At 58.1% G+C, this 22,963-nt stretch carries 22 protein-coding genes; 20 read left to right on the top strand and 2 right to left on the bottom strand.

The window, feature by feature from the left end; translation table 11 throughout:
• Nucleotides 1-11: 11 nt before the first annotated feature.
• From AC4IC4_RS02905 to AC4IC4_RS02870, 8 genes are all read left to right on the top strand, one after another.
• Nucleotides 12-653, top strand: a complete 642-nt coding sequence (locus AC4IC4_RS02905) for a TetR/AcrR family transcriptional regulator (RefSeq protein WP_008502090.1) — start codon at nt 12-14, stop codon at nt 651-653.
• Nucleotides 654-694: 41 nt separating this feature from the next.
• A complete protein-coding gene (locus AC4IC4_RS02900) occupies nt 695-1,147 on the top strand; it encodes a MarR family winged helix-turn-helix transcriptional regulator (RefSeq protein ID WP_491472127.1) in 453 nt (150 codons plus the stop codon).
• 84 nt (nt 1,148-1,231) lie between these two features.
• Nucleotides 1,232-1,660 carry an organic hydroperoxide resistance protein gene (locus AC4IC4_RS02895; protein WP_491472126.1) on the top strand — a complete coding sequence of 143 codons (429 nt, stop codon included), beginning with the start codon at nt 1,232-1,234 and terminating at the stop codon, nt 1,658-1,660.
• A 136-nt stretch (nt 1,661-1,796) separates the two neighbouring features.
• A complete protein-coding gene (dnaT, locus tag AC4IC4_RS02890; RefSeq protein WP_048225551.1) occupies nt 1,797-2,342 on the top strand; it encodes a primosomal protein DnaT in 546 nt (181 codons plus the stop codon).
• Nucleotides 2,339-3,076 carry a replicative helicase loader DnaC gene (dnaC, locus tag AC4IC4_RS02885; protein ID WP_252033062.1) on the top strand — a complete coding sequence of 246 codons (738 nt, stop codon included), beginning with the start codon at nt 2,339-2,341 and terminating at the stop codon, nt 3,074-3,076. Before dnaT ends, dnaC begins: the two co-directional genes overlap by 4 nt.
• 83 nt (nt 3,077-3,159) lie before the next feature.
• Nucleotides 3,160-3,642 (top strand): YjjA family protein, encoded by a 483-nt coding sequence (locus tag AC4IC4_RS02880; RefSeq protein WP_024908282.1) that lies wholly within the window; start codon nt 3,160-3,162, stop codon nt 3,640-3,642.
• Between the two features lie 270 nt (nt 3,643-3,912).
• Complete coding sequence (opgB, locus tag AC4IC4_RS02875; protein WP_491472125.1) at nt 3,913-6,204, top strand: phosphatidylglycerol--membrane-oligosaccharide glycerophosphotransferase; 2,292 nt, start codon at nt 3,913-3,915, stop codon at nt 6,202-6,204.
• On the top strand, nt 6,204-6,719 hold the full coding sequence (locus AC4IC4_RS02870) for a GNAT family N-acetyltransferase (protein WP_491472124.1): 516 nt from the start codon (nt 6,204-6,206) through the stop codon (nt 6,717-6,719). The genes opgB and AC4IC4_RS02870 overlap by 1 nt, the downstream gene beginning before the upstream one ends.
• Before the next feature lie 92 nt (nt 6,720-6,811).
• Here the strand turns inward: AC4IC4_RS02870 and tsr are convergent, their stop codons facing one another.
• A complete protein-coding gene (tsr, locus tag AC4IC4_RS02865; protein ID WP_024908285.1) occupies nt 6,812-8,476 on the bottom strand; it encodes a methyl-accepting chemotaxis protein in 1,665 nt (554 codons plus the stop codon).
• 83 nt (nt 8,477-8,559) lie between these two features.
• Entirely contained in the window at nt 8,560-9,000 is a 441-nt protein-coding gene (gene hpaR / locus AC4IC4_RS02860) for a homoprotocatechuate degradation operon regulator HpaR (RefSeq protein ID WP_023334396.1), read from the bottom strand.
• A gap of 270 nt (nt 9,001-9,270) precedes the next feature.
• Here hpaR and hpaG point away from each other — a divergent pair, with 270 nt between their 5' ends.
• From hpaG to AC4IC4_RS02800, 12 genes are all read left to right on the top strand, one after another.
• Entirely contained in the window at nt 9,271-10,548 is a 1,278-nt protein-coding gene (gene hpaG / locus AC4IC4_RS02855; RefSeq protein WP_267217464.1) for a 4-hydroxyphenylacetate degradation bifunctional isomerase/decarboxylase, read from the top strand.
• Nucleotides 10,545-12,011: a 5-carboxymethyl-2-hydroxymuconate semialdehyde dehydrogenase gene (hpaE, locus tag AC4IC4_RS02850; RefSeq protein ID WP_491472123.1), complete on the top strand. Its 1,467-nt coding sequence runs from the start codon at nt 10,545-10,547 to the stop codon at nt 12,009-12,011. The genes hpaG and hpaE overlap by 4 nt, the downstream gene beginning before the upstream one ends.
• Nucleotides 12,012-12,013: 2 nt before the next feature.
• Nucleotides 12,014-12,865, top strand: a complete 852-nt coding sequence (gene hpaD, locus AC4IC4_RS02845; RefSeq protein WP_032649922.1) for a 3,4-dihydroxyphenylacetate 2,3-dioxygenase — start codon at nt 12,014-12,016, stop codon at nt 12,863-12,865.
• Nucleotides 12,866-12,874: 9 nt separating this feature from the next.
• On the top strand, nt 12,875-13,255 hold the full coding sequence (locus tag AC4IC4_RS02840) for a 5-carboxymethyl-2-hydroxymuconate Delta-isomerase (protein WP_024908289.1): 381 nt from the start codon (nt 12,875-12,877) through the stop codon (nt 13,253-13,255).
• A 122-nt stretch (nt 13,256-13,377) separates the two neighbouring features.
• Nucleotides 13,378-14,181 (top strand): 2-oxo-hept-4-ene-1,7-dioate hydratase, encoded by an 804-nt coding sequence (hpaH, locus tag AC4IC4_RS02835; RefSeq protein WP_024908290.1) that lies wholly within the window; start codon nt 13,378-13,380, stop codon nt 14,179-14,181.
• A 9-nt stretch (nt 14,182-14,190) separates the two neighbouring features.
• Nucleotides 14,191-14,988, top strand: a complete 798-nt coding sequence (hpaI, locus tag AC4IC4_RS02830) for a 4-hydroxy-2-oxoheptanedioate aldolase (RefSeq protein ID WP_491472122.1) — start codon at nt 14,191-14,193, stop codon at nt 14,986-14,988.
• A 21-nt stretch (nt 14,989-15,009) separates the two neighbouring features.
• On the top strand, nt 15,010-16,362 hold the full coding sequence (hpaX, locus tag AC4IC4_RS02825; RefSeq protein ID WP_491472121.1) for a 4-hydroxyphenylacetate permease: 1,353 nt from the start codon (nt 15,010-15,012) through the stop codon (nt 16,360-16,362).
• A complete protein-coding gene (gene hpaA / locus AC4IC4_RS02820; RefSeq protein WP_024908293.1) occupies nt 16,334-17,224 on the top strand; it encodes a 4-hydroxyphenylacetate catabolism regulatory protein HpaA in 891 nt (296 codons plus the stop codon). Before hpaX ends, hpaA begins: the two co-directional genes overlap by 29 nt.
• A gap of 196 nt (nt 17,225-17,420) precedes the next feature.
• Entirely contained in the window at nt 17,421-18,983 is a 1,563-nt protein-coding gene (hpaB, locus tag AC4IC4_RS02815) for a 4-hydroxyphenylacetate 3-monooxygenase, oxygenase component (protein ID WP_491472120.1), read from the top strand.
• Nucleotides 18,984-19,000: 17 nt separating this feature from the next.
• Nucleotides 19,001-19,513 (top strand): 4-hydroxyphenylacetate 3-monooxygenase reductase subunit, encoded by a 513-nt coding sequence (locus AC4IC4_RS02810; RefSeq protein ID WP_491472119.1) that lies wholly within the window; start codon nt 19,001-19,003, stop codon nt 19,511-19,513.
• Between the two features lie 178 nt (nt 19,514-19,691).
• On the top strand, nt 19,692-20,609 hold the full coding sequence (locus tag AC4IC4_RS02805) for a helix-turn-helix transcriptional regulator (protein WP_491472118.1): 918 nt from the start codon (nt 19,692-19,694) through the stop codon (nt 20,607-20,609).
• A 191-nt stretch (nt 20,610-20,800) separates the two neighbouring features.
• Nucleotides 20,801-22,954 (top strand): carbon starvation CstA family protein, encoded by a 2,154-nt coding sequence (locus AC4IC4_RS02800; RefSeq protein ID WP_032649928.1) that lies wholly within the window; start codon nt 20,801-20,803, stop codon nt 22,952-22,954.
• The last annotated feature ends 9 nt before the right edge of the window (nt 22,955-22,963 follow it).

The following is a 22,963-nucleotide window of genomic DNA, read 5'->3' as shown; positions in this document are numbered from 1 at the left end:
AAGGAAAGGATGTGGCTAACCCTGGCAGCGAACACCCCGAGCACAGTGAAGAATCCAGCCTGAAAGAGAAAATCTTTCAGAGCGCCATCGCGCTTTTTGCCGAGTATGGATTGAACGGTGCACGAATGGAGCAGATCGCAGAGAAAGCGGGCACCACCAAACGCATGGTGGTTTACCATTTCAAGAATAAAGAGAACCTCTATCTCCTGGTTCTGGAACATGTTTACACCCAGATTCGCGCCAGTGAAAAAGCGCTAAGCCTGACGGGAATGCCCCCGGTCGAAGCGCTGGTCAATCTGGTTGAAGCCACCTTTGACTATCATGCCGACCACCCTGACTACATCCGGATTATCTGCATGGAAAACATGCAGCGCGGCCGCTTTATGCAGCAGTCGAGCTATCTCCGCCAGGTCAACCGCAGCGCGCTCGACCTGCTGGAGGAGATCCTGCGCCGGGGCAAAGAAAAACAGCTCTTCAGTGAGACGGTAGACGCCCGCGATCTTCATCGTCTGATAAGCAGCTTCAGCTTTCACTACGTTGCCAACAGCTACACCTTTACGCTGTTGTTTGAAGAAGGCGCAGACGAGCAGGCTCAGCGCCAGCACTACCGCAAAATGGCCGTTCAGGTGGCGCTCCGCTATACTTGCCCATAAAATTGCTTGCAATTAAATCGCACACTACCTATATTCATCTCATGAACGCGAAAACGAACGTTGCAACCGCTGCGCTCAAGCTGGACAACCAGCTCTGCTTTGCCCTCTATTCGGCAAACCTGGCGCTTAACAAGCTGTACCGGCAGCTGCTGGCACCGCTGAACCTGACCTACCCGCAATATCTGGTGATGCTGGTGCTGTGGGAGCAGGATGATATGACGGTGTCGGACATCGGTGAACGGCTGTTTCTGGACTCTGCAACCCTGACGCCGCTGTTGAAGCGTCTGGAAAGCGCCGGGCTCATCAACCGCCACCGTTCACGCAAAGATGAACGCCAGGTCGCCGTCACCCTGAGTGAAGCGGGACGTGAACTGCAGCAGCAGGCATTGGGTATCCCCCATGCGGTGGGGTGCGCAGCGCAGTGTGATACCGACACCCTGCTGGCGCTCAAACAGCAGCTCGAACTTTTGCGACAACAGCTACACCGCGCGTAACGCTATACTTTACGCGTTATTATTTATCCATATATATCGCGCGCTATTTAATAGCGCACATTAAAACAAGATGAGGAACCTGCCATGTCTTTAGAAAAAGTTGTTTATACCGCCAAAGCCAAAGCCACCGGTGGCCGTGACGGTCGTGCCACCTCTTCCGACGGCGTACTGGACGTAAAACTGGGCGTGCCAAAAGAGATGGGCGGCATGGGGGGAGACGTGACCAACCCTGAGCAGCTGTTTGCTGCCGGCTACTCTGCCTGCTTCCTGGGCGCGATGAAGTTTGTGGCATCGCGCGACAAATTCACCCTGCCAAAAGAGGCCTTTATTGAAGGCGAAGTCGGCATTGGCCCACTGCCAACCGGTTTTGGTATTGAAGCAAAACTGAACATCCACGTTGAAGGTATGGATCCTGCGGAAGCCAAAAAGCTGGTCGATGCGGCGCACATTGTTTGCCCGTACTCTAACGCGACCCGCGGCAACATTGACGTGACGCTGAACATCATCGCGTAATCCCTTCTGTTCCCTCTCCCTGTGGGAGGGGGTCAGGGTGAGGGCATCAGCCCGCACTTTACCCCTCCTTTCCTTTCCCCTCTCTGTGCTACCATAAGTCCATATCACGCCCGTAGTCATCAGTAGAGTAAGCGTTATGTCCTCCAGAATTCTGACCACCAGCATTGCTGGTATTGATGCCTTTATGCGCGACCCTCGCGGTGTGTTGACCCACGCCGAAGGGGGCACGGTTGCGGTTTTTGCCGACAACGCGCCGGCGTTTTACGCAATCACACCGGAACGTCTGGCACAGCTTCTGGAGATCGAAGCGCAATTGTCACGCCCGGCAAGCGATGTCACGCTGGATAACCAGTTCTTTGATGAACCGGTTAACGTTCCCGTGACCGTTCCGATGGGTAAATTTGCCCTCTATGCGGGCTGGCAGCCGGATGCGGATTTTCAGCGGCAGGCCGCGCTGTGGGGCATTGCGTTAACCCAACCCGCCACCGCGGAAGAGCTTGCCGCGTTTACCGCCTGGTGGCAGGCGGAAGGGAAAGTGTTCACCCATATTCAGTGGCAGCAAAAGCTCGCGCGTCATCTCCAGATTACCCGCGCCGGCAACAATGGCCAGCCAAAACGTGATATCAATGCGTTTTCAGAACCGGATAAACAGATCCCCAGCGGATTCCGAGGTGCGAAATGAAGAACGTCGGCGACCTGATGAAACGTCTGCAAAAAATGATGCCTGCCAACGTGAAGCCTGCTTTCACCACCGGTGAAGAGCTGCTGGCGTGGCAAAAAGAGCAAGGTAAGATCCGCGCCGCCGCGCTCGCCCGCGAAAACCGGGCGATGAAAATGCAGCGCACCTTTAACCGTTCCGGTATCCGTCCCCTGCACCAGAACTGCTCGTTCGATAACTATAAAATCGAGACCACCGGGCAGATGAACGCGCTGGCCGCCGCACGGCAGTACGTGGATGAATTCGACGGCAATATCGCCAGCTTCATCTTTAGCGGCAAGCCGGGCACCGGAAAAAACCACCTTGCTGCCGCCATCTGCAACGAGCTGCTTCTGCGCGGTAAATCGGTTCTTATCATCACCGTGGCCGATATCATGTCTGCGATGAAAGACACCTTCAGCAACCGCGAAACCAGCGAAGAACAGCTGCTTAACGATCTGAGTAATGTCGACCTGCTGGTCATCGACGAGATTGGCGTTCAGACGGAATCGCGCTATGAAAAAGTGATCATAAACCAGATTGTCGATCGCCGCTCCTCGTCCAAGCGCCCCACCGGCATGCTGACGAACCACAATATTGACGAAATGACCCGCCTGCTGGGGGAACGCGTCATGGACCGCATGAAGCTGGGTAACAGCCTGTATGTCATCTTCGACTGGGAAAGTTACCGCAGCCGCGTCACCGGCAAAGAGTATTAAGACAGTTCCAGGAATCGCCGACAGGTCGCAGGTATATACTGGAACCCCTTCGGCCCAAAACGGACCTTTTTGAGAGAGCCATGATGAAAAAACAGATTCTAATCAGCACCTTTTTAGGCGCGCTGCTGGTAACCGGTGCAGCGCAGGCGGCGTCCTGGCAGGAGTCCCTGTCAAGCGCAGCAAACGAGCTGACCAAAGAGAGCAGCAGCACGCAGGGCGGACTCTCCGCCTCTTCCCTCACCAGCCTGCTGGGCAACAGCGGTCAGAGCCTAAGCGCGGGCACGATGAACAACGCGGCGGGGATTCTGGAATATTGCGCGAAGCAAAAACTGGCCTCCGTGACCGACGCGCAAAACGTGAAAAATCAGGTGCTGGGTAAACTGGGTCTGGATACCCAGGAGCAAAAAGCGGACACCAACTATATGGACGGCATTCAGGGCCTGCTTAACGCGCAGAACGGTCAGCAGCTTAACCTGAGCACCCTCGGCAACTCCTCTCTGGCCAAACAGGTGAAAACCAAAGCCTGCGATCTGGTGCTGAAACAAGGCGTTAATTTCATCTCCTGATCCATCCCATTTTCTGCCACAACACGCCGCGTTTAATGCGATAGTCTTGCAGCGCGGCGCTAAATGAGCGTTTTTCCCACCTGCCACCGTCTCAGCGTCCGTTTGTCAGGATGTGCACACCTTCATAAAAACGATTTTCTAAACCAAATCCTAACAACAGCACACTTTCGTGACACTAAAATTGCAGCTTAACGACATCGCAATTACATTGTATGACCCAAAAAATAAACAGTTAGCCAGCGAAGCATCTGGCGTCACGAGGATATGCTGTTGTCTGAATTCATGTCTCTTATCCTTTTTCTGGCTTCTGTCGGCGTTTACGCCTGCAAAGCCGGCCGTCACACCTGGTGGTTTATCGCCACGCTGGTTGTGCTCGGCATTTTTATTATTTTAAACATTACCTTATACGCCAGCGATTACTTTACCGGTGACGGCATTAACGATGCGGTGCTCTACACGCTGACAAACAGCCTGACGGGCGCGGGGGTCAGCAAGTACATTCTTCCGGGGCTCGGCCTTGTCGTCGCGCTGGTCACCATTTTTGGCGCGCTGGCCTGGGTGCTGCGTCGACGTCGCCATCATCCACACCATCATGGCTACAGCCTGCTGGCGTTATTCCTGGCGCTGGCCTCCGTCGACGCCAGCCCGGCGTTCCATCAGATCACCGAACTGGTGAAATCCCAGTCGCGCGACGGCGATCCGGATTTCACGGCTTACTACAAAGAGCCGTCGAAAACGATCGCCAACCCGAGGCTCAATCTGGTCTATATCTACGGAGAAAGTCTGGAGCGCACGTACTTTGATAACGATGCCTTCCCGGACCTGACGCCAGATCTGGGTGCGCTGAAAAACGAAGGTCTCGATTTCAGCCACACCATGCAGTTGCCCGGTACGGATTACACGATTGCCGGGATGGTTGCCTCCCAGTGCGGTATCCCGCTGTTCGCGCCTTTTGAAGGTAACGCCTCAGCCTCCATGTCGACCTTCTTCCCGCAGAATATTTGCCTCGGCGATATCCTGAAAAACTCCGGTTACGAAAACTATTTTGTGCAGGGGGCAAACCTGCGCTTCGCCGGAAAAGATGTGTTCCTGAAATCCCACGGTTTTGATCACCTGTATGGCTCAGAAGAGTTAAAAACGACGGTTGCCGACCCAAACTACCGCAACGACTGGGGCTTCTATGACGATACGGTACTCGACGAAACCTGGAAGAAATTCGAGGAGCTGTCCCGCGCGGGCAAGCGTTTCTCTCTCTTTGCGCTGACGGTGGACACTCACCATCCTGACGGGTTCGTCTCGCGCAGCTGTAAACGCAAAAGCTATAACGTTGATGGCAAAAACAACAAGTCTTTCAGCGCCGTCACCTGCAGTCAGGAGCACATTGCCGCGCTGGTCGAAAAAATCAAAGCCTCACCCTGGTTTAAAAACACCGTCATCGTCGTTTCGTCTGACCATCTGGCGATGAAAAACAGTGCCTGGGATCAGCTCAACAAGCAGGATCGCAGCAATCTGTTCTTCGTCCTGCGCGGCGACCAGCCGCAGCAGGAGGAGATTGCCACCAAACGCAACTCCATGGATAACGGCGCCACCGTGCTGGACATCCTGGGCGGCGACAACTTTATTGGCCTGGGCCGCAGCACGCTGTCGGGGCAATCCCTGTCGGAAGTGTTCCTCAACATGAAGGAAAAAATCCTCGCCTGGAAGCCCGACATCATCCGCCTGTGGAACTTCCCGAAAGAGATGAAGGACTTCACCGTCGATCGGGATAAAAACACGATTGCCTTCTCGGGCAGCAACTTCCGTCTGCCGCTGCTGGTGCGCGTGTCGGAGGGACGCGTTGAGCCCCTGCCGGAAAGCGAATATTCCGCGCCGCTGCGCTATCAGCTGGCCGATTTTGCGCCACGCGATAATTTCGTCTGGGTCGACAGATGTTACAAGATGGGCCAGCTCTGGTCGCAGCCGCTGGCGCTCTCTACCGACTGGTGCGTCTCTCAGGGTCAGCTTGGCGGGGAGCAAACCGTGCAGCACGTGGATAAAGCCCAGTGGAAAGGCAAAACCGCGTTTAAAGATACGGTGATTGATACGGCGCGCTATCAGCACAACATCGACATGCTGAAAATCAGCGACAACGATATTCGCTACAAAGCGGACAGCTTTATCTTTAACGTGGCCGGCGCGCCGGAAGAAGTGAAGCAGTTTAGCGGCATCTCGCGGCCGGAGTCCTGGGGACGCTGGTCAAACGCGCAGTTGGGCAATGAGATGAAAATTGAGTACACCCATCCGCTGCCGGAACAATTCGACCTGGTGATTACCGCCAGAGCGTATGGCCCTAACGCTAACAAGCCCGTACCGGTGCGCGTGGGCGATCGGGAGCAGACGCTGACGCTCGGGAACGACGTGAGCACGCATACGCTGCATTTTGAGAATCCTTCGCGCAGCAATACCCTGGTGATCGTCCCGCCGGATCCGCAGTCCACCAATGAAGGGAATATTCTTGGCCATTCACCGCGCGAGCTCGGAATTGGCATGGTCGAAATTAAAATTGTGAGTCGAGCAGGCTAATGGTCGACCTTAACATCACCCTTCGACCCACGCGTCCCGGCGACGTTGCCGCCCTGCCCGCCATTGAACGCGCGGCGGGCGAGCGCTTTCGTGAAGACCCGGAGCTCGCCTGGCTTGCCGATGGCGAGGTCATTTCCGCTGAGCAGCACCTTGAGTATGTTGAACGTGGGCTAAGCTGGCTGGCGCGGGTGAACGACCGCCCCGTGGGGTTTATCCTCACCGAAGCGCACTCTTCGTCGCTGTTTATCGTGGAGCTTTCGGTCGATCTGAACTGGCAGGGAAAAGGGATTGGCCGGCAGCTTATCGCCTGTGCGGCTGACCATGCCCGCACGCTGGGGCTGGCGTCGCTGACGTTGACGACGTTCCGGGACGTACCGTGGAACGCGCCGTTCTATGCACGGCTGGGGTTTGAAAAAATGACGACGCTGACGCCTGAACTGCGTCAGAAAAGGGAAGAAGAGACAGCGCACGGTTTCGCGTATGAAACGCGCTGCGCCATGCGCCTGCCTCTGTAATATCGCCCGGTGGCGCTGCGCTTACCGGGCCTACAAAACCCTGAACCGTAGGCCGGGTAAGGCGCAGCCGCCACCCGGCGCAACGCGCAGAGTTAGAACGTTTCCCAGTTATCGCCTGAATCGACCGTCGCGGTTTTACGCGCCATCACCGGCGTGGAAACCGCTTTAGCCGCAGCGAACTCGCGCGCTTTCATCTGCTCCTGCTGAATGCGGAACACCGCCACGGCCTGCGTCAGACGGCTCGCCTGCTCTTCCAGTGCGGCAGCCGCTGCGGCAGATTCCTCAACCAGCGAGGCGTTCTGCTGGGTCACGCGATCCATCTCAGCTACCGCCAGACCCACCTGGTCGATACCGCGGCTCTGCTCGTCAGACGCAGAGGCGATTTCACCCATGATGTCCGTTACGCGGGTTACCGCGTTCACGATCTCACCCATGGTTTCACCGGCGCTTTCTACCAGCGTTGAACCCACTTCTACGCGACCCACGGAGTCTTCAATCAGGCTCTTGATTTCACGAGCCGCCTGGGCACTGCGCTGGGCCAGGTTACGCACTTCACCGGCCACCACCGCAAAGCCACGGCCCTGCTCGCCCGCACGCGCCGCTTCTACCGCCGCGTTCAGTGCCAGGATGTTGGTCTGGAAAGCAATGCCGTCGATCACGCTGATAATGTCGGCAATTTTCTGCGAACTGCCCGCGATATCGCGCATGGTCTGCACCACGTTATCCACCACTTTGCCGCCTTTCTGCGCGGTTTCAGAGGCGCTCAGGGCAAGATGGCTCGCCTGACGGGCGTTCTCGGCGTTCTGCTTAACGGTCGCCGTCAGCTGCTCCATGCTGGCAGCGGTCTCTTCCAGGGAAGCGGCCTGCTGTTCAGTACGGGAGGAGAGGTCGTTATTGCCCATCGCAATTTCGCTCGCGCCGCTGTAGATCGCGTTCGCGCCGTTACGCACGTCGCCGACGGTACGCACCAGCTCACCCTGCATATGACGCAGCGAGTCGGCCAGTTCACCCATTTCGTTGGTGCCCTGAACCTCAATACGCTTCACCAGGTCGCCGCTGGCGATATGGCGAATGTTGTCGATCAGACGATTCAGCGGGGAGATCAGCGTCTGCTTGATGTTGAGCCAGACGGCCACGATCACCACCAGCACGGCAATCAGGACGCTAATCAGCACCCAGATAGCCTGGCTGAAGGAGCTGTTGCTGTCTTCGACCGCCATCTGGTACAGCTTGTCGTTCTGCTGCAGGTAGCTCACGTACTGCTTCTCAAAACCGTCCTGATAGCTCTGGGTCGGCTGGTCGAAGAAGGCGTTGATTTTGCCCGCGCCCAGCAGCTGGATCAGCTCCGCCAGCGCACCGTGGTAAATATCATAGTTACGCTTGATCTCCATGGCATCCGCATCGCTTTGACGCGGATCGCGCGGCAGGGCTTCGTAGGCAGCCCAGTTTTTTTCCGCCTGTTTCAGAGACGTAGACGCGATTTGCATCAAATCGTTAACGGTCGCGCCGCTGCCGATATTGCTCTGATCCATCATGTAGCGGATACCCGCGCGGTTCAGGGTATTACGGGTTTGCAGCAACGCTACCCAGCTGGCGTTCAGCGTGGACTGTTGCTGGCGAATGGTTTGCAGGACGGTGAAATTCTCTTTGTCATTCTTCAGAGCATTAAAGAAAAGACCACCGGACGTGAGTTGTAAAAGGCCAAATATCGCTAAAACCAGCATTAAGCTGGTGACAATCTTGATACGGTTTAACATGTTTTCTCTTTCCTCAGGCAGATACAGAATTTTCGGCCTGGAAAGGGAAAACTTTACGAAAATCATCCTGGAATTTGGGGTTTTTACTCTTCTTCCCGCGCTGCGTTATGCCGGTTTCCGAGTTCAATAAACTCTTCCAGCAGCGCCGTCAGCTGTTTCATCTTCTCCGGCGTATATTCCGCCTCAATCTGCTGATACGCCTCTTCGACCTGCGCCTGAGCGTGTTCATACAGCGCATTCCCCTCTTTGGTCAGCGACACGTACAGCTTGCGCTGGTCGTTCACCGGCTTTAGGCGCAGCACCAGGCCGTCACGCTCCATGCGCGTCAGAATACCGGTCAGGCTCGGGCGCAAAATGCAGGTGCGAAACGCCAGATCGTGAAAATCCATCGACGGATGTTCAGCCAGCACGCGCACAATGCGCCACTGCTGCTCGGTCAGATTATGGCGCTTCACGATCGGGCGGAAGTAGGACATCGCCGCTTCCCGCGCCTGCAGCAGCGCGATGGTTAATGAATCATGCATAGCCTCTTCCCTTCACATCATTAACAAGTAAACAATCACTAAAAGATGTTTTTATAAACAACACGTTTTCCATCAAAAAGTCTAACAGAAACCCATCAATTTTATTAACACACTGATTTTAATATACATAAAAAATAATATGTAAATTTATTGTTATTCATATCACAAATTTTTCACTTCTGATTGCGAAATGAACAGCAAAAGCATAAAACCAGATCATTAACATATTAATGAAATCCAAACAGGACATCCGGCCTGAGGAGTATGTGAATGAAAGGTACCGTTTTTGCCGTCGCCCTCAACCATCAAAGCCAGCGTGAAGCCTGGCGTGAGGCGTTTGAAAAAGCCCCCTACAACACGCCGCCGAAAACGGCGGTGTGGTTTATCAAACCCCATAACACCGTGATTCGTGCGGGCGAACCCATTCCGTTCCCGCAGGGGGAAAAGGTGCTCAGCGGCGCGACGGTGGCGCTGGTGATCGGTAAAACCGCCAGCAAGGTACGCGTGGAGGACGCTGCGGAGCACATCGCGGGGTATGCGCTGGCCAACGAGGTGAGCCTGCCGGAAGAGAGCTTCTATCGCCCGGCCATCAAGGCCAAATGTCGTGACGGATTCTGCCCGCTCGGCGAACTTGTCGCCCTTGATAACGTAGATAACCTGACCATCATCACCAAGATCAACGGCCGCGAAGCGGACCACTGGAACACCGCCGATCTTCAGCGTAACGCTGCCGAACTGCTGAGCGCCCTGAGCGAGTTCGCCACCCTCAATCCCGGCGATGCTATCCTGCTCGGTACCCCTCACAGCCGCGTTGAGATCCGCCCGGGCGATCGCGTGCGTATTCTGGCGGAAGGCTTTCCACCGCTGGAAAACCCGGTGGTGGATGAGCGCAACGTCACTATTGCGCACAGCAGGCCGCCGCACGCCACGCTGTTTGCCCTCGGTCTGAACTATGCCGACCACGCCAGCGAGCTGGACTTCAAGCCGCCCACCGAGCCGCTGGTCTTTATCAAAGCGCCAAACACCTTCAACGGTGACAACCAGACGTCGGTGCGTCCGAACAATATCGAATACATGCATTACGAAGCGGAGCTGGTGGTGGTCATCGGTAAAACCGCGCGTAAGGTCAGTGAAGCCGATGCGATGGACTATGTTGCGGGCTACACGGTCTGCAACGACTACGCCATCCGCGACTACCTGGAAAACTACTACCGCCCGAACCTGCGGGTGAAAAGCCGCGACGGGCTGACCCCCATTTCCCCAAACATCGTGCCAAAAGCAGCCATTCCCGACCCGCACAACCTCGCCCTGCGCACCTTCGTTAACGGCGAGCTGCGTCAGGAAGGCACCACGGCGGATCTGATCTTCAGCATCCCGTACCTGATTGCGTACCTGAGCGACTTTATGACCCTGCAGCCGGGCGACATGATTGCCACCGGCACGCCGAAGGGGCTCTCCGACGTGGTGCCGGGCGATGAGGTGGTGGTGGAAGTGGAAGGCGTTGGACGCCTGGTGAACCGAATTGTGAGTGAGGAGACGGCAAAATGAAAAAGATAAACCATTGGATCAACGGTAAAAACGTCGCGGGCAGCGACTACTTCCACACTACTAACCCGGCCTCCGGCGAGCTCCTGGCAGAAGTTGCCGCCGGCGGCCAGGCCGAAATCCATCAGGCCGTTGCCGCCGCCAAAGAGGCGTTCCCGAAGTGGGCCAACCTGCCGATGAAGGAGCGCGCGCGCCTGATGCGTCGTCTGGGCGATCTGATCGACCAGAACGTGCCCGAGATTGCCGCCATGGAAACCGCCGATACCGGGCTGCCGATCCACCAGACCAAAAACGTGCTGATCCCGCGCGCCTCGCACAACTTCGAATTTTTCGCCGAGGTGTGCCAGCAAATGAACGGCAAGACCTACCCGGTTGACGACAAGATGCTCAACTACACCCTGGTGCAGCCGGTGGGCGTCTGCGCGCTGGTGTCGCCGTGGAACGTGCCGTTTATGACCGCCACCTGGAAGGTCGCGCCCTGTCTGGCCTTAGGTAATACCGCCGTGCTGAAGATGTCCGAACTCTCCCCGATGACCGCCGATCGTCTGGGCGAGCTGGCCCTCGAAGCGGGTATTCCGGCGGGCGTGCTGAACGTGGTGCAGGGCTACGGCGCGACGGCAGGCGACGCGCTGGTGCGTCATCACGACGTGCGCGCGGTCTCCTTCACCGGCGGCACCGCCACCGGGCGCAACATCATGAAAAATGCCGGGCTGAAGAAATACTCCATGGAGCTGGGCGGCAAATCCCCGGTACTGATTTTTGAGGATGCCGACATCGAGCGCGCGCTGGACGCCGCCCTGTTCACCATCTTCTCCATCAACGGTGAGCGCTGCACCGCGGGCTCGCGCATCTTTATCCAGCAGAGCATCTACCCGGAATTCGTCAAGCGCTTTGCCGAGCGCGCCAACCGCCTGCGCGTGGGCGACCCGACCGATCCGACCACCCAGATTGGCGCGCTCATCAGCCAGCAGCACTGGGAAAAAGTCTCCGGCTATATCCGCCTCGGTATCGAGGAAGGCGCAACCCTGCTGGCGGGCGGCCCGGACAAACCGACCGACCTGCCTGCACACCTGAAAGGCGGCAACTTCCTGCGCCCGACCGTGCTGGCGGACGTTGATAACCGCATGCGCGTGGCGCAGGAGGAGATCTTCGGGCCAGTGGCCTGCCTGCTGCCGTTCAAGGACGAAGCGGAAGGGCTGCGCCTGGCCAACGACGTGGAGTACGGCCTGGCGTCGTACATCTGGACCCAGGACGTCAGCAAGGTGCTGCGCCTGGCGCGCAATATCGAAGCGGGCATGGTGTTCGTCAACACCCAGAACGTGCGCGACCTGCGCCAGCCGTTTGGCGGCGTGAAGGCCTCCGGCACCGGCCGCGAGGGTGGCGAGTACAGCTTCGAGGTGTTCGCGGAGATGAAGAACGTCTGCATCTCCATGGGCGACCATCCGATTCCAAAGTGGGGGATCTGAAAATGGGTAAATTAGCGTTAGCAGCGAAAATCACCCACGTGCCGTCGATGTACCTTTCCGAGCTGCCGGGCAAAAACCACGGCTGCCGCCAGTCGGCCATCGACGGACACAAAGAGATCAGCAAGCGCTGCCGGGAGCTGGGCGTGGACACCATCATCGTGTTCGATACCCACTGGCTGGTGAATAGCGCCTACCACATCAACTGTGCGGACCATTTTTCAGGCGTCTACACCAGTAACGAGCTGCCGCATTTTATCCGCGACATGACCTACGACTACGACGGCAACCCGGCACTCGGCCAGCTTATCGCCGACGAAGCGGTGAAGCTCGGCGTGCGTGCCAAAGCGCACAACATCCCGAGCCTCAAGCTGGAGTACGGCACGCTGGTGCCGATGCGCTACATGAACGCGGATAAGCACTTCAAAGTGATATCCATCTCGGCGTTCTGCACGGTTCACGACTTCGCCGACAGCCGCAGGCTGGGCGAAGCCATCGTCAGCGCCATCGAAAAATACGACGGCACCGTGGCGGTGCTCGCCAGCGGCTCGCTGTCGCACCGCTTTATCGACGACCAGCGCGCGGAAGAAGGGATGAACAGCTATACCCGCGAGTTCGACCGCCAGATGGACGAGCGCGTGGTGAAGCTGTGGCGCGAGGGTCAGTTTAAGGAGTTTTGCAGCATGCTGCCGGAGTACGCCGACTACTGCTACGGCGAGGGCAACATGCACGACACGGTGATGTTGCTGGGCATGCTCGGCTGGGACAAATACGATGGCAAGGTGGAGTTTCTCACCGAGCTGTTCGCCAGCTCCGGCACCGGCCAGGTCAACGCCGTTTTCCCCCTGCCCGCATAAGGAGCCACCATGCCGCATTTTATTGCTGAATGTACCGACAACATCCGCCAGCAGGCCGACCTGCCGGGGCTGTTCGCCAAAGTGAACGAGGCGCTCGCCGCCACGGGCATCTTCCCGCTCGGCGGTATCCGCAGCCGCGCCCACTGGCTGGACACCTGGCAGATGGCCGACGGCAAGCATGATTACGCCTTTGTCCATATGACGCTGAAGATTGGCGCGGGGCGCAGTCTGGAGAGCCGGGAGGCCGTGGGGGAGATGCTGTTTGGGCTGATCAAAGCGCACTTTGCGGAACTGATGGCGAGCCGCTACCTGGCGCTGTCGTTCGAGCTCGACGAGCTGCATCCGACGCTCAATTACAAACAAAACAACGTGCACGCGTTGTTTAAGTAAAACCGTCCCCTCTCCCTGTGGGAGAGGGTTAGGGTGAGGGGAAATCTCTGCAGCCTGATGCCCTCACCCCGTCCCTCTCCCACAGGGAGAGGGAGAAAACAAACGTTAAACAGGATATCGCCATGCTCGACAAACATACCCATACCCTGATTGCCCATCGTCTGCATCAGGCGGAACAATCCCGGGAGCAGATCCGCGCGATCTCGCTGGACTACCCGGAGATTACGATTGAAGACGCCTACGCCGTCCAGCGCGAATGGGTGAGCCTGAAGATCGCCGAAGGCCGCGTGCTGAAGGGCCACAAGATCGGCCTCACCTCCAAAGCGATGCAGGCCAGCTCGCAGATCAGCGAGCCGGACTACGGCGCACTGCTGGACGACATGTTCTTCCATGACGGCAGCGATATTCCCGTCGATCGCTTTATCGTCCCGCGCATTGAAGTGGAGCTGGCGTTCGTGCTGGCAAAACCGCTGCGCGGCCCGAACTGCACGATCTTCGACGTCTATAACGCCACGGATTACGTCATCCCCGCGCTGGAGCTGATCGACGCCCGCTGCCACAACGTCGACCCGGAGACCCAGCGTCCGCGCAAGGTCTTCGACACTATCTCCGATAACGCCGCCAACGCGGGCGTGATCCTCGGCGGCCGTCCGATTAAGCCCGACGAGCTGGATCTGCGCTGGATCTCCGCCCTGCTCTACCGCAACGGCGTGATCGAAGAGACCGGCGTGGCCGCAGGCGTTCTGAACCACCCGGCCAACGGCGTGGCGTGGCTGGCCAACAAGCTTGCGCCGTACGACGTGCAGCTTGAGCCTGGCCAGATCATTCTCGGCGGCTCGTTTACCCGCCCGGTGCCCGCCAGCAGAGGCGACACCTTCCACGTCGACTACGGCAACATGGGCTCCATCAGCTGCCGCTTTGTCTAGGAGAGCACGATGCAAAATGCATTTAAAGCGGCGCTGAAAGCTGGCCGTCCGCAAATTGGGTTATGGCTGGGGCTGACCAGCAGCTACAGCGCCGAGCTGCTGGCCGGAGCAGGCTTCGACTGGCTGCTGATCGATGGCGAGCACGCACCGAACAGCGTGCAGACCGTCTTGACCCAGCTGCAGGCTATCGCCCCTTATCCGAGCCAGCCGGTGGTCCGCCCGTCGTGGAACGACCCGGTGCAAATCAAACAGCTGCTGGACGTGGGTGCGCAAACCCTGCTGGTGCCGATGGTGCAAAACGCCGACGAAGCGCGGCTGGCGGTACGTGCCACCCGCTACCCGCCTGCGGGCATTCGCGGCGTCGGCAGCGCCCTGGCGCGGGCGTCGCGCTGGAACCGCATCCCGGACTACCTGCAGCAGGCCAACGACGCCATGTGCGTGCTGGTGCAGATTGAAACCCGCGAGGCGCTGAAAAACCTGCCGCAGATCCTGGACGTGGAAGGCGTCGACGGCGTGTTTATCGGCCCGGCGGATCTGAGCGCCGACATGGGCTTTGCCGGCAATCCGCAGCACCCTGAAGTGCAGGCCGCCATCGAGCAGGCGATCGCGCAGATACGCGCTGCCGGTAAAGCCCCCGGCATCCTGATGGCGAACGAGCAGATGGCTAAACGCTACCTCGAACTCGGCGCGCTGTTTGTCGCCGTCGGCGTCGACACCACCCTGCTCGCCCGCGGCGCGGAAGCGCTGGCGGCACGTTTTATCGAACAACCGGTTACGTCAGTTAATAACAATAAATCCGTCTACTAAACGTAAGATCTGGAGCGCACCATGACGACCTCTACCCTGCAAGCTCATGATAATAAAGCTGTTGAACATCGCGCCATTCACAAGCTGTTCCGGCGTCTGATCGTCTTTCTCTTTATCCTGTTTGTCTTCTCGTTCCTCGATCGCATCAACATCGGCTTCGCCGGGCTGACGATGGGTAAAGATCTGGGCCTCACGTCAACCATGTTTGGTCTGGCCGCGACGCTGTTTTACGTCACCTACGTGCTGTGCGGCATCCCGAGCAACATCATGCTGGCGAAGATCGGCGCGCGGCGCTGGATCGCCGGGATCATGGTGGTGTGGGGTATTGCCTCCACCTGCACCATGTTCGCCACCAGCCCTGAAACGCTCTACGTCCTGCGCATGCTGGTAGGCATTGCCGAAGCCGGCTTCCTGCCGGGGATCCTGGTCTATCTCACCTGGTGGTTCCCGGCCTATCACCGCGCCCGCGCCAACGCGCTATTTATGATCGCCATGCCGGTGACCATGATGCTCGGTTCGATCCTCTCCGGGTACATTCTGGCGATGGACGGGCTATGGAACCTCAAGGGCTGGCAGTGGCTGTTCCTGCTGGAGGGGCTGCCGTCGGTGGTGCTCGGCGTGGTGACCTGGTTTTACCTCAACGACACGCCGGACCAGGCCACCTGGCTGGATGAGGACGAAAAACAGGCGCTGAAAACGATGATCGCCCGCGAGCAGGAGGTCGCCATTGCCCAATCCGTCACGCCGCGTTCGACGCTGCGCGAGGTGCTGACCCCGGCGGTGCTGCTCTACACGCTGGCCTACTTCTGCCTGACCAACACGCTGAGCGCGATCAACATCTGGACGCCGCAGATCCTGCAAAGCTTCAACACGGGAAGCAGCAACATCGTCATCGGCCTGCTGGCGGCGATCCCGCAGTTCTGCACCATCCTCGGGATGATCTGGTGGAGCCGCCGCTCCGACAGGCTGAAAGAGCGAAAAAAGCACACCATCCTGCCGTACCTGTTCGCGGCGGCGGGATGGATGCTGGCCTCAGCCACCGATCACAGCCTGATCCAGCTGCTTGGCATCATCATGGCCTCAACCGGATCGTTTACCGCCATGGCGATATTCTGGACCACGCCGGATCGGGTTATTAGCCTGCAGTCCCGCGCGGTGGCGCTGGCGGTGATCAACGCCATCGGCAACGTCGGATCCGCCGTCAGCCCATTGCTGATTGGGATCCTGCGCGACGCGACCGGCAGCTTCAGCTCGGGGCTGTGGTTCGTGGCCGGGCTGCTGGTGGTCGGCGCCCTGGTGCTGACGCGCATTCCGATGACGCAGCGGGATCAACAGAGGAACGGTCATGTGCCAGAGCCCTATCGCCAACATTGATATCAGCAAGGAGTACGACGAAAGTCTGGGCACCGACGATGTGCACTACCAGTCGTTCGCCCGCATGGCGGCCTTTTTTGGCCGCGACATGCAGGCGCATCGTCACGACCAGTACTTTCAGATGCACTTTCTCGATACCGGGCAGATTGAACTCCAGCTCGACGATCACCGCTACTCGGTGCAGGCCCCGCTGTTCGTCCTCACGCCGCCGTCGGTGCCGCACGCGTTTATCACCGAATCCGACAGCGACGGTCACGTGCTGACGGTGCGCGAGGATCTGATCTGGCCGCTGCTGGAGGTGCTTTACCCCGGCACGCGGGAGGCGTTCGGCCTGCCGGGGATCTGCCTTTCGCTTTCCGACAGGCCGGACGAGCTGGCGGCGCTGAAGCACTACTGGCAGCTGATTGCCCGGGAATCCACGGAGCAGCTGCCCGGGCGCGAGCATACCCTGGTCCTGCTGGCGCAGGCGGTGTTTACCCTGCTGCTGCGCAACGCGAAGCTCGACGACCACGCCTCAGGCGGCATGCGCGGCGAGCTGAAGCTGTTCCAGCGCTTTACCCAGCTGATCGACACCCACTACCACCAGCACTGGACGGTGCCGGAATACGCCAGCGAGCTGCACCTGACCGAATCCCGCCTGACCGATATCTGTCGCCGCTTCGCCAACCGTCCGCCAAAACGCCTGATCTTCGACCGCCAGCTGCGGGAGGCCAGGCGCTTGCTGCTCTTCTCCGACAGCACCGTCAGCGAGATTGCCTGGCAGCTGGGGTTCAAAGATCCGGCCTATTTCGCCCGCTTTTTTAACCGCTTAGTAGGGTGCTCGCCGAGCGCGTATCGGGCGCAGAAAGTACCGGTTTCCTGAACGCATCACGGTTCGTAGGGCGGGTAAGCGCAGCGCCACCCGCCGAAAAGCCGCACAGATCACAAAACCCAATCCCGCCCGAAAAGTACCCGCCGTTGTCCCAATCGTCCCTTCACGTTACGTCCCTCTCAGGCTTCAATTAAACAACAAAAACAAAACATAAATTTAACAACCCTATTCCGATACGAGGTCCCCTATGAAGCCTGAAGAGTTCCGCGCTGATGCCAAACGCCCGTTAACCGGCGAAGAGTATTTAAAAAGCCTGCAGGACGGTCGTGAGATTTATATCTACGGCGAGCGCGTCAAAGACGTCACCACCCATCCGGCGTTTCGCAATGCGGCGGCCTCCATCGCGCAGATGTACGACGCGCTGCACAAGCCGGACATGCAGGACACGCTCTGCTGGGGCACCGACACCGGCAGCGGCGGCTACACCCATAAATTCTTCCGCGTGGCGAAAAGCGCCGACGACCTGCGCCAGCAGCGCGACGCCATCGCCGAGTGGTCGCGCCTGAGCTACGGCTGGATGGGCCGCACGCCGGACTACAAAGCCGCGTTCGGCTGCGCGCTGGGCGCCAACCCGGCCTTCTACGGCCAGTTCGAACAGAACGCCCGGAACTGGTACACCCGCATTCAGGAAACCGGCCTGTACTTCAACCACGCCATCGTTAACCCGCCAATCGACCGCCACAAGCCAGCGGACGAGGTAAAAGACGTCTACATCAAGCTGGAGAAAGAGACCGACGCCGGGATTATCGTCAGCGGCGCGAAAGTGGTGGCCACCAACTCCGCCCTGACCCACTACAACATGATTGGCTTCGGCTCCGCGCAGGTGATGGGCGAAAACCCGGACTTCGCACTGATGTTCGTCGCACCGATGGAAGCCGAGGGCGTGAAGCTGATCTCCCGCGCCTCTTACGAGATGGTGGCAGGCGCAACCGGATCCCCGTACGACTACCCGCTCTCCAGCCGCTTCGACGAGAACGATGCGATCCTGGTGATGGATCATGTGCTGATCCCATGGGAAAACGTGCTGATCTACCGCGATTTCGACCGCTGCCGTCGCTGGACGATGGAGGGCGGTTTCGCCCGCATGTACCCGCTGCAGGCCTGCGTGCGTCTGGCGGTGAAGCTCGACTTCATCACCGCCCTGCTGAAGAAATCCCTGGAGTGCACCGGCACCCTGGAGTTCCGCGGCGTGCAGGCGGATCTCGGCGAAGTGGTGGCCTGGCGCAACATGTTCTGGGCGCTGAGCGACTCCATGTGTTCCGAAGCCACCCCGTGGGTCAACGGTGCGTATCTGCCGGATCACGCCGCGCTGCAGACCTACCGCGTGATGGCGCCGATGGCCTACGCCAAGATCAAGAACATCATCGAGCGTAACGTCACCTCCGGGCTGATCTACCTGCCGTCCAGCGCCCGGGATCTGAACAACCCGCAGATCGACCAGTATCTGGCGAAGTACGTGCGCGGCTCCAACGGCATGGATCACGTCGAACGCATCAAGATTTTGAAACTGATGTGGGACGCCATCGGCAGCGAGTTTGGCGGTCGTCACGAGCTGTACGAAATTAACTACTCCGGCAGCCAGGATGAGATCCGCCTGCAGTGTCTGCGCCAGGCGCAGAGCTCCGGCAACATGGACAAGATGATGGCGATGGTCGACCGCTGCATGTCCGAATACGACCAGCACGGCTGGACGGTACCGCACCTGCACAACAACAGCGATATCAACATGCTCGACAAGCTGCTGAAATAGCGCAGCGGGAGGTTGCAATGCATTCAGATGAACAACGCCTGCGTTTTCGCGACGCAATGAGTAGCCTGTCGGCGGCGGTCAATGTGATCACCACCGAGGGTGAGGCCGGACGCTGCGGCATCACCGCTACCGCCGTCTGCTCGGTGACCGACACCCCGCCATCAGTGATGGTGTGCATCAACGCTAACAGCGCCATGAATCCGGTATTTCAGGGTAACGGCAGGCTGTGCGTTAACGTGCTGAACCACGAGCAGGAGATCATGGCTCGCCATTTCGCCGGGATGACCGGAATAACGATGGAGGAGCGCTTTGCCCTCTCCTGCTGGCAAAAAGGCCCGCTGGCGCAGCCGGTGCTCAAGGGCGCGCTGGCCAGCCTTGAAGGCGAGATTAGCCAGGTGCAAACCATCGGCACGCATCTTGTCTACCTTGTTGAAATTAAAAACATCATCCTGAGTGACGAAGGACACGGCCTGATCTACTTCAGGCGCCGTTTCCACCCGGTTATGCTGGAGGCGGAAGCCGCCTTGTAATCCCCCTCGCGCTGGCTTTTTTTTCCGGCCAGCGCCGCTTTCTACAAAAACTCCTAAGGTTTCCGCTAAATCACGCCGTTATATAACCATAAGAGAAATTTTCTGTGCCTGAATACTGACATTTTGTGTCAGTGCACCCGCATCATTCAGCGCATACCTAAATATACAGGATGACCTTATGGCTAAAACGACGCGGAGCCGCTCGGCTGAACGTCTGGTCGATATTCTCCTTGAGCTACATTTAAACGGTGTGGTAAACCGCAGTGCGCTAATGGAGAAATTTAAAATTACCGAGCGTACCGTCTACCGGGATTTAAATGCCCTCTCTCCCATTGTTGAACATACCGGTAACGGGCTATATCGACTGATCCATTCGGCACAATCGCCCGGTGGACAAGGCTTACATCACACTCTTGCTAACTTCCTGAATGCTGATAGCTTTTTCCCTGAAAGAAATACGGAATTCTGGCAGAATCTTGAAACGCGCGTTGACGAAAACCATATTCTTATTCTTGCGAATGAAGCCGAACATACGGTACAACGTGATATTCGCCGTCATTTAACGAAAATCGAGAGATCGATTAAAAACCATAATGTTTGTCAGATTGTTTATAAGGGGAAAACCCGTCTGATTAATCCCTATAAACTCATTAACAAAAAAAATATATGGTATTTACAAGCCACCGAAAATAGCCGCCTGAAATCCTTCTCATTGAGTCAGATTAGCTGGTTTGATATTCAGAAAACGACCTTCACCCCGGAAGAAAATGTCCTTGCGCTGCTGGAAAAAAGCCTCGACCCCTGGGTCTCTGAAAATACTTTCGCGGTGAAAATATTCATCAAAGATAATATTTCACATTACTTCCTGCGTCGCGATCTTCTGCCAGAACAAGAGCTGCTGGCGGAGCAACAGGGCGGCGTCACGCTGCGCTGCCAGGCGGCCCACGAGAACCAGATCCTGCCGTTGCTGTTCTACTGGCTGCCTCATATTCAGATTCTGGAGCCGAACTGGCTGAAGGAAAAACTGCTCGGAACGCTGGAGCACTATCTGGCGGTGGAGCGCAATACGAATAATCAAGTGATCTCAATCACATAATTTCGCCCCCTGGCGGCGAGCCGAAACCGCTCGTCGCCGCCTTTGACCGCTCACCTGTCACTTTCAACCACTCATTCATTTACCGTCCTTTATACGCGCGAGGATCTGGCACGATCGCTCCAGCATTAATCAATACCTCCTCACAACGAACCCTGACCCTTTTTTCTTTACATAAAAAACCAGGTCTTACTATGGATACTAAAAAACTACTGAAGCACGTGCCCTGGGCCTTACTCGGGATCCTCGGCGCTTTTTGTCTGGCGGTTGTCGCATTACGCCGGGGCGAACACGTAAGCGCCCTGTGGATCGTGGTCGCGTCCGTTTCCGTCTATCTTGTTGCTTATCGCTACTACAGCTTGTACATCGCGCAGAAGGTCATGAAGCTCGACCCAACGCGCGCCACTCCGGCGGTCATTAACAATGACGGCCTGAACTACGTGCCAACCAACCGCTACGTGCTGTTTGGTCACCACTTTGCCGCTATCGCCGGTGCAGGCCCGCTGGTGGGCCCGGTGCTGGCCGCGCAGATGGGTTACCTGCCGGGTACCCTGTGGCTGCTCGCTGGCGTGGTGCTGGCGGGTGCGGTGCAGGACTTTATGGTGCTGTTTATCTCTTCTCGCCGTAACGGCGCCTCTCTGGGTGAGATGGTCAAAGAAGAGATGGGCCGCGTGCCGGGGACTATCGCCCTGTTCGGCTGCTTCCTGATTATGATCATCATCCTCGCGGTGCTGGCCCTGATCGTGGTGAAAGCGCTGGCCGAAAGCCCGTGGGGTGTCTTCACCGTCTGCTCAACCGTGCCGATTGCGCTGTTCATGGGTATCTACATGCGCTTCCTGAGACCGGGACGCGTAGGCGAGGTGTCGGTGATTGGTATCGTGCTGCTGGTGGCCTCCATCTACTTCGGCGGCGTGATTGCGCACGACCCGTACTGGGGCCCGGCGCTGACCTTCAAGGACACCACCATTACCTTCGCGCTGATTGGCTATGCGTTTATCTCCGCGCTGCTGCCGGTCTGGCTGATTCTGGCCCCGCGTGACTACCTGGCGACCTTCCTGAAAATCGGCGTTATCGTCGGTCTGGCGATCGGTATCCTGGTGATTAACCCGGATCTGAAAATGCCGGCAGTAACGCAGTACATCGACGGTACCGGCCCGCTGTGGAAAGGCGCCCTGTTCCCGTTCCTGTTCATCACCATTGCCTGCGGTGCGGTCTCCGGCTTCCACGCCCTGATCTCCTCCGGTACTACGCCTAAGCTGCTGGCGAACGAGAAAGACGCACGCTTGATCGGCTACGGCGCGATGCTGATGGAGTCCTTCGTGGCGATCATGGCGCTGGTTGCAGCGTCCATCATCGAACCGGGTCTGTACTTCGCGATGAACACCCCGCCGGCGGGTCTCGGCATCACCATGCCAAACCTGCACGAGATGGGCGGTGACAACGCGGCGCTGATTATGGCGCAGCTGAAAGACGCCAGCGCACACGCGGCGGCGACCGTCAGCTCCTGGGGCTTCGTGATTTCGCCTGAGCAGATCATGCAGACTGCGAAGGACATCGGCGAACCGTCCGTGCTGAACCGCGCCGGTGGCGCTCCTACACTGGCTGTCGGTATCGCACACGTGTTCCACAAAGTGCTGCCGTGGGCGGACATGGGCTTCTGGTACCACTTCGGTATTCTGTTCGAAGCGCTGTTCATCCTGACCGCGCTGGACGCCGGTACCCGTGCAGGCCGCTTCATGCTGCAGGATTTGCTCGGTAACTTCGTGCCGTTCCTGAAGAAAACCGACTCTCTGGTAGCGGGCATCCTGGGTACGGCGGGCTGCGTCGGCCTGTGGGGCTACCTGCTGTATCAGGGCGTTGTCGACCCACTGGGCGGCGTGAAGAGCCTGTGGCCGCTGTTCGGTATCTCTAACCAGATGCTGGCTGCCGTGGCGCTGGTGCTCGGCACCGTGGTCCTCGTGAAGATGAAGCGCACCAAATACATCTGGGTCACCGTGGTTCCTGCGCTGTGGCTGCTGCTCTGCACCACCTGGGCGCTTGGCCTGAAGCTGTTCAGCGCTAACCCGCAGCTGGAAGGCTTCTTCTTCATGGCTAACCAGTACAAAGAGAAGATTGCCGCAGGCGGCGCAGACCTGACTGCCCAGCAGATTGCCAACATGAACCATATCGTGGTGAACAACTACACCAACGCGGGTCTGAGCATTCTGTTCCTGGTGGTGGTGTACAGCATTATCTTCTACGGCATCAAAACCTGGTTGAAAGTGCGTAACGCTGAAGGCCGTACGGATAAAGAAACCCCGTACGTGCCGGTGCCGGAAGGCGGCGTGAAGACCTCTTCACACCATTAATCCAGCATG

This window comes from Enterobacter sp. Taxon_2, from assembly GCF_058355295.1.
The sequence above is the reverse complement of the archived record's forward strand: the minus strand, read 5'-3'. Positions and strand labels throughout refer to the sequence as shown.